The organism is Aureispira sp. CCB-QB1 (assembly GCF_000724545.1).
Lineage (GTDB): Bacteria > Bacteroidota > Bacteroidia > Chitinophagales > Saprospiraceae > Aureispira.
Map to the genome: position 1 here is coordinate 1 of NZ_JHBV01000022.1, position 11875 is coordinate 11875.

7 protein-coding genes are annotated in these 11875 nt (G+C 36.4%); 2 read left to right on the forward strand and 5 right to left on the reverse strand.

What is annotated here, in order from left to right:
* Nucleotides 1-412: 412 nt before the first annotated feature.
* Together CG11_RS10135 and CG11_RS10140 are read right to left on the reverse strand one after the other, a co-directional pair.
* Nucleotides 413-1594, reverse strand: coding sequence for an acyl-CoA dehydrogenase family protein (locus CG11_RS10135; protein WP_052595758.1), 1182 nt, complete (start codon nt 1592-1594; stop codon nt 413-415).
* A 208-nt stretch (nt 1595-1802) separates the two neighbouring features.
* A complete protein-coding gene (locus CG11_RS10140) occupies nt 1803-2864 on the reverse strand; it encodes a methyltransferase (RefSeq protein ID WP_052595760.1) in 1062 nt (353 codons plus the stop codon).
* A 756-nt stretch (nt 2865-3620) separates the two neighbouring features.
* Here CG11_RS10140 and CG11_RS10145 point away from each other — a divergent pair.
* Nucleotides 3621-6635: a gliding motility-associated C-terminal domain-containing protein gene (locus CG11_RS10145; RefSeq protein ID WP_156039726.1), complete on the forward strand. Its 3015-nt coding sequence runs from the start codon at nt 3621-3623 to the stop codon at nt 6633-6635.
* Nucleotides 6636-6666: 31 nt separating this feature from the next.
* Here CG11_RS10145 and CG11_RS10150 read toward each other — a convergent pair whose 3' ends face one another.
* Together CG11_RS10150 and CG11_RS10155 are read right to left on the reverse strand one after the other, a co-directional pair.
* Complete coding sequence (locus tag CG11_RS10150) at nt 6667-7383, reverse strand: hypothetical protein (RefSeq protein ID WP_156039727.1); 717 nt, start codon at nt 7381-7383, stop codon at nt 6667-6669.
* 1 nt (nt 7384) lies between these two features.
* Nucleotides 7385-8698: a CapA family protein gene (locus CG11_RS10155; protein ID WP_052595765.1), complete on the reverse strand. Its 1314-nt coding sequence runs from the start codon at nt 8696-8698 to the stop codon at nt 7385-7387.
* A 319-nt stretch (nt 8699-9017) separates the two neighbouring features.
* Between CG11_RS10155 and accC the strand changes: the two genes are divergently transcribed.
* Nucleotides 9018-10502, forward strand: a complete 1485-nt coding sequence (gene accC / locus CG11_RS10160) for an acetyl-CoA carboxylase biotin carboxylase subunit (RefSeq protein WP_052595767.1) — start codon at nt 9018-9020, stop codon at nt 10500-10502.
* Between the two features lie 189 nt (nt 10503-10691).
* Here the strand turns inward: accC and CG11_RS10165 are convergent, their stop codons facing one another.
* Nucleotides 10692-11507 (reverse strand): AraC family transcriptional regulator, encoded by an 816-nt coding sequence (locus CG11_RS10165; RefSeq protein WP_197043821.1) that lies wholly within the window; start codon nt 11505-11507, stop codon nt 10692-10694.
* Between the last annotated feature and the right edge of the window lie 368 nt (nt 11508-11875).

Genomic DNA, 11875 nt, shown 5'->3' on the forward strand with positions numbered 1-11875 from the left:
GAACAAGGATGGAATGGAATCTATCGTGGTCGTCCAGCTCCTTCTGGAACATATACTTGGTATGCTGATGTCTTGTTTAAAGATGGACATACAGAGCAAGTGAAAGGGAATATCACCCTTCTCAGGTAATAATCATTAATATTATTATAAAAAATCAGCCACTAGAAAATAAAATCTCTAGTGGCTTTTTTTTATCTCATAGTGATCAATAATAACAATTCGTTGACTCCTACAATTCTATTACCTGATCGTTCGCTACGCTCATAAGATCACTATTACTTAGTTCTTTAATTTCTATATTTTGATTTTGTTAAATACCATAAATCCATTTTCAATTGGACAAAAAAAATGCTACACTCTATGAGCATAACATTTTATGATTTATTCTAAGTTAATAGATTACTCTATCAAACTACTCGACTTTATGCAAATTTACAACAGGCACATATAACTGTCCTTTTTCGTTGAATCGCCCAATAACGATGCGTTGAACTTCCGAAGTACCTTCATAGATTTGTGTAATTTTAGCATCACGCATCAAACGCTCTACGTGATATTCTTTTACAAAACCATATCCTCCATGCACCTGTACAGCCTCAACTGTTGTGCGCATAGCTACCTCAGAAGCATATAGTTTAGCTTGAGAACCTGCTAAGTCGTATTCCATGTGTTGGTCTTTTAACCAAGCAGCACGATATACCAACATTTTAGCAGCTTCTATTTCAGTTGCCATAGTAGCCAACTTAAAGCTAACACCTTGATGCTTAATAATTGGCTTTCCAAAAGCACTGCGCTCTTTGGCATAAGCAGAAGCTAATTCATAAGCACCTCCTGCAATTCCTAACGCTTGTGCAGCAATCCCTATACGACCACCAGAAAGCGTTTTCATAGCAAATTTAAATCCAAAGCCATCTGCTCCAATACGATTTTCTTTAGGAACTTTAACATCATTGTACATGATAGTGTGCGTATCTGAAGAACGGATTCCTAGCTTATCTTCTTTAGCTCCAATTACAACACCATCCCAATCTGTTTCAACAATAAAAGCATTAATTCCTCTGTGTCCTTTCTCTACATCCGTTTGTGCAATTACTAAGTGTACTCTAGATGTTCCTCCATTTGTAATCCAATTTTTGGTACCATTCAAAACATAATGGTCGCCCATATCAATCGCTGTTGTACGTTGAGAGGTAGCATCAGAGCCCGCTTCTGGTTCAGATAAACAAAAAGCACCAATCCATTCACCAGTGGCTAATTTTGTCAAATACTTTTGTTTTTGTTCTTCCGTTCCATACTCCTCTAATCCCCAACAAACCAATGAGTTGTTAACAGACATACAAACAGAACAGGAGTTATCTACTTTAGAAATTTCTTCCATAGCCAACACATAAGAAAGTGCATCCATTCCTCCTCCCCCATACTTAGGGTCAACCATCATCCCCAAAAAGCCAAGTTCCCCCATTTTTTTGAGTTGCTCAGTAGCGTGAATCATTTTAGAATCGCGCTCAATAACGCCAGGTAATAGTTCTTGTTGTGCAAAATCACGAGCAGCCTCTTTTACTGCTAAATGCTCTTCGGTTAATTCAAAATTCATAAACCTTGTGTTCTATATAGCATAGCCTTATGGCTATCACTGGTTAGTAAAAAGGATTGTTTATTATAAAATTTAGTACTTTTAAGAATTAGTCCTCCGTATGCACTAAATTTTCGACAAATATAAGATTTTAATTAAAAAATTAAGAATTATTTTCTTTGCTCTATATTGCCCATAGAAAATAACTCTTAACCTTCCCTTAAGTTACTTAACTTCTTTTCTTAAGTTTTAACAAAGTATGATAAGAATCCCCTATGAGTTCAAATGTATCCACTACTTCAAATCCTGTATCTACAGACATTTTTTTCATCTCTTCTGAATGATACATTTTACTATTTCCATTAGCAATACAAGTAAAGTAAAGAGATGTTCCTACCAAACAGAATTCACTTGCAGGGAATCGTTGGTTATTCCAAAATGGCTCTAAAATGTAAACAAAAGCATTTTCGTCTACAGCATCATGTACTCGTTTTAAAATAGATAAAATTTCATCCGAACTAAAACAATCTAAAAACTGACTCATCCATACCGTATCTGCACCTTTTGGAATCGCTTGTTCTTCATCTAATAGATTGATTTCAAAATAGCTAATTCGATCCGAATAAGGCTCTTTGGCATTTGTTTCCTTCGCTACATTTAGCTGTCCAGGTAAGTCTAACATTTTTATGTTGACTTGATCGTTATATTCGCAACAAGCTCTTGCCCATTTTCCTGTATTGCCTCCAATATCAAATAAATTGTGCACAGGCTCTTTAAATACAAGGTCTAAAGCATAAGGAAAAGCATCATCAGAATAAAAATGATCAAACTCAAACCAAGATTTTTTGACTTGATCTGGCAATTGAGACAAACCTTCGTATACTGTTGGCCAATCACCAAAGACTTTTAGGCCAGCAGGTTTTCCTTCTACAATAGACTCTTTTAAATGCTCCAAACCTGCATAACAAACATCTTTAGCAAAATTCATATTAACCTCTGTCATTCGATCCGAACGGATAAAGCGTCCAACAGTTGTCAATCTATATTTTTTTTCCTCGTCTTGCTCAACAATATTAATGCACAAACCAGCCTCTAAAAGAACTTTTACGCCATAATGTGACAATCCTGTTTGTTCTGCAATTTCTTCTAAAGTAAGTCCTACTCTAGCTTTAGCTATAACGTCTAAAATATTTAGTTCCTTAAGACATACTGTTGCGTGAAAAAAGATAGGTGCAAATGCTATTTTTTGCGCTTCATACTTTGCTTCAATAGCAGACATTCGATTTGCCATATTGTTTCTAATTTTAATCTTTAATGGTTATTTTATTTATAATAGTCCACTGTGTTGGCTACTTTATCATTTACAATGCTTTACACCCTATACTGCGTAAAACTTATATGACTTAGCATTAAACGACACCGTGGGTTATTGTTTATTAGAAAAGTTGTAAAAAACAGGCTAAATAGTTTAAACAAACCCATTCTTTTCACTCTGTATTAAAGGTTTAAAGGTAAAAGAACTATTAATTAAGTTGGTTATAATTCCTATATTTTAAGTAATCGTTGAGAAAAGTTATCTCCTTTATTTTTCAGGTTCCACTTATTTAAGAAAAATCATGTTTCAGCTCTTTGCCTTTCTTATTTGCTTTCATTGGATAGAAATTTCCCCCAAAATAGGTTTTATTATCGTTTTAAGGTATAGTAAATTGCTAATTTTTTAGTTTTTCAAAGAAAAACATCAAGTGGTGTTCTTTTTCATTTAACAAACCAAGCCCTAACCACTTAATTATCAAAATAAAACACATTAAAAACTAAAAATCATCTACTACCCATTGTCTTTTAGACTATAAGTTGTTTTTATTTGTCAATTAATGACTTACAAAGGTAGGGGAAGGCTAAATTAAAACGGTTTTATATGTAAATATAAAATTATTGCAATGTGGCAATCTTTTTGAGCTTTATAATCGTTCCATTGGTATTAGCACTTATTTTGTGCATTTATCCAAAACATCAATCCAATTTTCCAAATATCAATAGTTTATTCGGTATGTTTCTTCGTTTAATCTTCCTTTTATTTTGCAGTTGTCTTTATCTCGTATCTTTTGCCCAGCCTAGCAATGACGATTGTCACAATGCGACTCCTTTACCTATTAGTAGCAATTGGTGTTCTCCAGTTGCCGCTTACACCAATGTAGGAGCAACAGCATCCAATTTTCCTACTTCCCCGTGTTTTAGTAATAATAATGGAGATGTTTGGTTTAGTTTTGTAGCGGTAGGAACTGATATCAATATTACCGTAAACGGGAGTCAAGCACCAACACCAGGAGGCACACTATTGCGTCCTCAAATTGCTCTTTATACAGGCACTTGTACGAGTAGTGGTGGCACCTTATCACACTTGCAATGTCAAAATGCTTCTGCTGGAAATAACATTGTCGACTTGTACAAAGGGGCATTGGTCATTGGGCAAACTTACTTTTTGCGTATAAAAGGAAACTTGGGTAGTACTGGAACATTCCAGATTTGTGCTCAAAACTATAATGGTCCTGCCCTACCAGGCTCTGATTGTAATTCTGCATCTGTTCTTTGTGATAAATCTTCCTTTGTTGTTCAAAGCGTTGTAGGAGCTGGCTTAGATCCTGATGAAGCATCCAATAGTTGTCTGGGAGGTTTAGGAGGAAATTCTGAATCCAATTCTACTTGGTTTAAGTGGACCTGTGACCAAAGTGGCTCTCTGACATTTACGTTGACTCCTAATAATGCCTCTGATGATTTGGATTTTGTTCTTTACGAACTGCCCAATGGAATTAACAACTGTGTAGGAAAAACGGTACTTCGCTGTATGGCTGCTGGTGAGGCTGTTGCCAACTACCCCACCCCTTGTCATGGTCCTACAGGACTAAGAGCCACTTCAAACGACACCAATGAACAACCTGGTTGCTCGCAAGGACAAGACAATTGGCTATCTCCTGCCAATTTAGTGGCAGGAAGGAGTTATGCCTTACTGATTAATAATTTCACCTCCACAGGCAATGGTTTTCAAATGGATTTTGGTGGAACAGCAACCTTTCAGGGACCTACTGCTGATTTTAATATCTCTGCTCCTAGTACAAATTGTGCTAGTGAGACATGGACCTTTACAGATAATTCTAGTTTTGCCTTTGGAAATATTGCCAATTGGTCTTGGACATTTGGAACTGGTGCAAGCCCTGCAACTGCCAATACACAAGGTCCTCATAACGTGACCTATAATACTCCAGGTCAAAAATCGGCTGTTTTATCTGTAGAAACGACAGAGGGCTGTCTAGTGACACATGTTGTTTTGTTAAATGTCGATTCATGCTGCCAAACAGTCAATGCTTTACAATATACCACCGCCACTACAGATGTTTTGTGTCGAGATAATCCAGATGGTGTAGCAACTATTACTCCAACTACCACCCACCTAACGCCTTATTCTTACAGTTGGTCTACTGGTAATACAGGAAATACAATCAATAATTTGTTAGTTGGAAACTATATGGTTAGTATTTCGAATGGTATTTGTACAGCAGAAGAAACACTGATCATTGGAGGACCACCGCCTTGGGAATTGACAGATAGCATCGTTCGTCCTACCTGTGATGGAGGAACAGATGGTGCCATTTTAGTACTTAATAGCAATGGGTCAAATGGTGCTCCCTATCTTTATAATTGGGATAATACAGGATTTAGCACCAATACATCTTATAATAACCTATCAAACGGAACGTACAATTTGACACTTCAAGATAATCAAGGTTGTGATACCATAATTAGTTATCAAGTTCAAGAATTGGTTTTACAATTAGATCCTGTTGCGTCAGGGATTGTTCATCCAAGTTGCTTTGGTTATGCTGATGGTAGTATCCAAGTAGTGGCACAAAACGGCTTAGCCCCTTATTCTTATATTTGGAATCATAATGCTACAGGAGCACAATTAAATAACCTGCCTGAGGGTACCTATACCTTAGATACCGTATGGGATGCCAATCGCTGTAGGACATGGGCACCTGTCAATTTTACGCTAACCGCACCTGATTCACTTCAAATTGTACTCGATAGTGTAGAAGTTAGTTGTACGGGAAATCCCAATGGTGCTTTAATTCCTATTGTATCAGGGGGTACCTATGCTTATCAGTATCAATGGTCAACCTTCCAGTCGGATTCTATTGCCACCAATTTAAGAGCGGGCAACTATCAACTCACTGTAACAGATGCTAATGGCTGTACTAAAACCATCCAAACTAGTTTGACGGAACCACCTATTCTTCGAGTCAACTACGATGTTCAAGATGTTAGTTGCTTTGGATACTCTGACGGACGTATTCGTATTATTGGACAGGGCGGTCGTCCTGGATATACCTATTCTATGGATGGCATCAACTTTAGTTCGGTTGATAGCTTTGCGGTTCCTGCTGGAACTACGTACAAATTATACCTACAAGATGCTGCTGGCTGTAGAACTGAATATAGTCCTGTTGTTGTCCAAGAACCCGATTTATTAGTTGTTGATGCTGGACGAGATACTACCATTGAATTGGGTGCCACCTTAGACATAGAAGCAAAACTTAGTTTTTTTGATTATTATACCTATGATTGGTCTGTTAATACAGGAGACATAACTTGTCCTTCTTGTCGTAAAACAACCATACAACCAGTCGATGATCGTAAGTATTATAGTGTTTTAGTAACAACACAAGCGGGATGTATTGCTAGGGATTCTTTTTTAGTGGTTGTTGAAAAAGATCGAGATTTATTTATCCCCAATGCATTTTCTCCTAATAATGATGGGCAGAACGACATCCATGATGTTTACAGTGGCAATGATGTGGCAATGATCAAACGTTATTTGATTTTTGATCGATGGGGGGATTTAGTTTGTAACAAAGAAAATATCCCTAGTCATTGGAAAAATTTTGGATGGGACGGCACTTTTAGAGGTCAAAAGTTGCAAACAGGAGTTTATGTTTATATGGTTGAGGTAGAGTTTATTGATGGCGCCGTTATTCGATATTCTGGCGACTTAACGTTATTCCGATAATTCATTCTCTTTTTTAAATGCTTATTCTAATCTATTCTTTCATTGCAATAGGAGTTCCTTTAATCCAATGGTTCATCAATTCAATGTTATCCAATAAGTTTCCAACAACGAATAACTTTGATTTTCCTAACACAATGGATTCATTCCAAAGTTCTTTACGGACTTGTTTATTACCAGAATAACTAGCATGTACAAAGTAAAGGTTGTTTTTAGTATTCCACAAATAGCCAACATGTGTGTCTAATCCTACGATATAAATACCGCTAGGTTGTGTATCCAAATAAGCCTTTAGTTTGTTTAATTGATTAAATGCTTGAATACTTTTCTTCGGACATAGGGTTCTGATAATGATAGAAGCAGCTTGCTGAGCTAATTTTACTCGTGGTAGTGTAAAACCACAATGTTCAAGTGTTGTGGTTACAAAATAGCCGCAAGCAATTTTACCTTTTCGGGGCTTCTCTGTTGTACCGTTAAAATCCCAAGTTGTACCATACCAATAAGAAAAAACGCTATCTGTTAAAGTAGTATACAAATAGTTTTTAGCCATTTTTTGAAGCGTTGGTAGACGTTGTGGGTGAGATTTCCATTCTTTTTCAAAATCTAGCCGCCTCTTATGAATCGTATGTTTAGCATTGCCATAAGCCAATAAATGTGCTTCAATATCAAAACTTTTATAAGCTACATATTCCTTTATGGCAATACAAATAGTAATGCTAATGATTGTTGTCCATATCAGTATTCGATTCATGTTATTGAATTGTTTTTGGCGTTGCATCTACTTTTTTCAAAGACTTTATAGAGCCCAAATCTTTTAGAGCAACCTTGCGTTCTTTACTCTGCCATTTGCCTAAGTGGGTACGCATGCGCTTAGCTACAGATCGCATCGCTTGTACTTGACTTGTTGTTATATCAAAGTAGACTTGAGGACTATCTTCAAATGCTGTCACAGGCAATACTGCATACGTCCAGTCAAAGCCTTCTCTTAAATCCATATTATAACGTCCTTGTATATAGCGCCAAGCTAAAATATAATCATGCGCTCCAATTGTAGTTTGGTTTGTTTGGCTATTTTTTACTAATTCTAATTCAAAGATAAGACCAATATCCGTATTTGTTCGGTATTGATTAGAGATAAAATTTCCTAAAGAGTAGGTAACCAATACTTCTCGAAAAGTAGAAGAATCTTCTTGCCAAATAGTATCTGTCTTAATTGGTTGTATGACATGAGGATGCGCCCCAATAACAACATCTACCCCATTTTCCCACAAAAACTGCGTATATTCAACTTGACTTCTATGTTCGTTTAATTTGTATTCTTTTCCCCAATGCATAATGGCAATAATCATATCAGGTTTTGCCGCTTTGGCTTGTACAATATCCTTATAAATTTGATTTTGCTCGATCATATTGACAATACAAGGCTCTTTGGTTTTAAGCCCATTCGTTGCATAAGTATAATTAATAAAAGCCAAGCGAAAAGTTGTTCCATCCACTTTTTTCTCTACAATTAAAGGATAAAGAGAGTCTCGCTCTGCTTGGTTTTTGAAGGTTCCTGTATGTTTGATTCCTAGAGAATCTAAAACATCTATGGTATGTGTTAAACCGTATTTAAATCCATCGTTGGAATGATTGTTACAAGTTGTCAACAAATCGAAACCTGCATCTTTTAAGTACGCAGCTAAGATATCTGGCGACCGAAACATTGGATACCCCGTATAACGCCCTTTGTTGCTCAAAGTAAGTTCCAAGTTTCCAATCATCAAGTCTGCTTCCTCAAAAATAGGTTTAACATACCTAAAACAAGTTTCATAATCAAAATCACTCATATCCCTACTCTTCATCTTAGAAGGCTCGCCAACTGCCGCACGAATTTGGTTGTCGTGTCCCATGATATCTCCCACAAAAGTCAACTTTATCCGATGCAAACTATCTACTAACAATACTTCTTTGGTTGAAGTGTCGATTGGTTGGTTAGCTAAATTTGTAATAGTAGTTGGAGTATCCACATTCGTACACGATAGTGTACAACTTGCCAGTAGAATTAGATAAGAGGTAATTTTCATAGTTATTTTATTAAGCAGCTGCCATTAATCATAATTCAATCATACTACTAATACAACAATTCTCAATCAAAAATATTTGGATAAAATACAAAAACATCTGCACAGTTCTATCTAAAACAACATAACATTCTAACTTACAAGCATCAACACCTTATAAGTCCATATAAAAAACACCTTGCAAGCAAGACAAAAGTAATTCCTGTTTTTCAAGAAAAACACTTCCTTTTCTATTTTTTTTGTAAATTCGCAAAGCTTCTGTTTTGAAGCTAATTTTAAACGATAGAAATCCCTCCACTAACATAAATATATAATTAAGACTATGAAAAAAATACTGGTTGCTAATAGAGGAGAAATTGCCATGCGTGTTATGCGTACTTGCCGTGAAATGGGCATCAAAACGGTAGCTGTTTATTCCGAAGCTGATAGAAATGCTCCCCATGTTCGCTATGCTGATGAAGCCGTTTGTTTGGGTCCTCCTGCCTCCAACCAGTCTTATTTATTGGGAGAAAAAATTATTGCTGTTGCCAAAGAGCTAGGGGTTGAAGGCATTCATCCAGGGTATGGCTTTTTGAGCGAAAATGCTACTTTTGCCAAACAAGTTACAGATGCTGGTATTACTTTTATTGGTCCCAAACCTCATGCTATTGAGATGATGGGAAGTAAATTAGCTGCGAAAGAAGCTGCGAAGGCAAATGACATTCCATTGGTTCCTGGTACAGAAGAAGCCATCGAAGATCCTGAACTAGCAAAAAAAATTGCCCTAGAAATTGGCTTTCCTATTCTAATCAAAGCTTCTGCTGGTGGTGGTGGAAAAGGAATGCGCGTCGTTGAAAAGGTTGAAGAACTAGACGAGCAAATGGAACGTGCGATCTCTGAAGCGCAATCTGCATTTGGCGATGGTTCTGTTTTTATTGAAAAATACGTGACCTCTCCTCGACATATCGAAATACAAGTATTGGCCGATACACATGGCAATGTCATTCATTTGTTTGAGCGAGAGTGCTCCATTCAACGCCGTCATCAAAAAGTTGTAGAAGAAGCTCCTTCTATCGTTTTAACACCCGAATTAAGAGATGCGATGGGTGCTTGTGCCGTACGAGTAGCTCAATTGTGTGATTATGTTGGTGCTGGAACTGTAGAATTTTTATTAGAAAATAATAAGACGTTCTACTTCTTAGAAATGAATACACGTTTGCAAGTAGAACATCCTGTAACGGAATTAATCTCAGGTGTTGATTTAGTTAAACAGCAAATTTTGATTGCAAGAGGCGAAAAGCTAAGTATTCAACAAGAAGATTTGAGTATACAAGGTCATGCCCTCGAACTTCGTGTTTATGCAGAAGATCCTGTTAATAACTTCTTGCCAAGTATTGGAAACTTAAGCACTTACAAAATTCCTAAAGGAACAGGCGTACGTGTCGATGATGGTTTTGAAGAAGGAATGGATATTCCTATTTATTACGACCCGATGATTTCCAAATTGATCACCTACGGCAAAGATCGTCAAGAAGCTATCCAAAGAATGCTGCGCGCCATTGAAGAATATCATATTGACGGCTGCGAAACAACACTACCATTTGGAACCTATGTACTGCAACACGATGCTTTTGTTTCTGGTAATTTTGATACTAACTTTGTCAAAAAACACTTTGATCCCAATGCACTAGTCCAAGAGGATGATAAAGAGGCAGAATTGGCAGCTAAATTAGCAGCGTACTTGATGAATTCTAATAAACAACAAAGTACAGCAACAACAACACAAAACACTCAAAAATCTAAGTGGGCGGCTCGCAAATGGAGCTAAGTAACGATAAAAAATAATCTTTCAATTTGCCTAATCTTTTTGAAAACGTATTTTTTGAACGTCACTAACATCCCCTTTTACAATACTCCGTATATGCTTTTGCTATTGTAACAAAACATATACGGAGTTATCAATAATGCTCCGACAAGGCATCTACCAACTTATTGGGCTAATCATTGCAACGCACCTTTACAGCATTTTCTTTATCTCAGAAGGATTTTTTCCAAAATACGTCTTAAATGAACGACTAAAGTGTGCCAAATCTTCAAATCCCACTTCCAAATAAACATCTGAAGGAGTCTTCTGGGTTTGGATTAACAAGCGCTTTGCCATTTCCAAACGTTGCTGCTTAATCCATTTGTGTGGAGATTGTTGGTAAATAGCCTTAAATTCTCTATTAAACGTAGAAAGACTACGCCCTGCCATTCTAGCAAGTTTTTCGAGTGGTATGTTGTATATAAAATTGTGCTGCATAAAACTTTCTAAATCCGCTCGTTCAGGTCTTGTGTATTCTTTTAAAACAGTCAACAAATCAGGGCGTGATTGAGCAATAGCCATCAACGCTTCCATTGTTTTTAGCTCAACCATTTGACGATCTAATGTCAAATTGCCTTCTACATATGCCCATATTGAATCCATTAATCCTTTTAGCAACGTATTGTAGGGCAAATGAACAACACACTCTACACGTTCCAAAGTATTGCTTTGAACAGGTAAGTTTTGTATGACTTTTTGTAGAAATTCATCTTGCAAAACGAAAGCAATCATTCTAGCACAGGACTCCCCTTCGCCCCAAGTCTTAAAACACTGTCCATTAGTATACTTACGAATTAAAGCAAAAGAGCCTTTGGCAATAATATAAACTTCCTCATTCCGTTCCAAGGTCATTTGCCCTTCTTGCAAATAAATCAAGACATTGCTAGGATAATAAATTGTGTGCGGTTCTACTAGTAGTGCTTCTACTGATGCTGCAATTTGCATCTGTTCGCACTCGATTGTTTTCATTATTGTTTTTTCCATAGATTCAAATATAATTCATTTACAACCAACTTATTTGCCTTTACTTATCAAAATACTTGCTTTTTTCTGTCAAAAGAGTTTTAGCTTATTAATAGGAGGAAATAGCCTACTGATTACCTCTTAAAATCCATAGATAAATCTTACTTCTCATTACTCCGTTGAAAAATCGTATTAGTTTACTTCGTGAGCGCTACGGGTTCGTAGGAAAACTAAAAAATCAACGGAGTATTAACTTCTATACTTGGCTTTTTAAATTAATGTCTCTATTTTAGTTACACATTGCATCCACTATACATTAATTTCCAACCTATTAAATCTTTTAATTTAATTTATTAATCTACTATATTGTTATG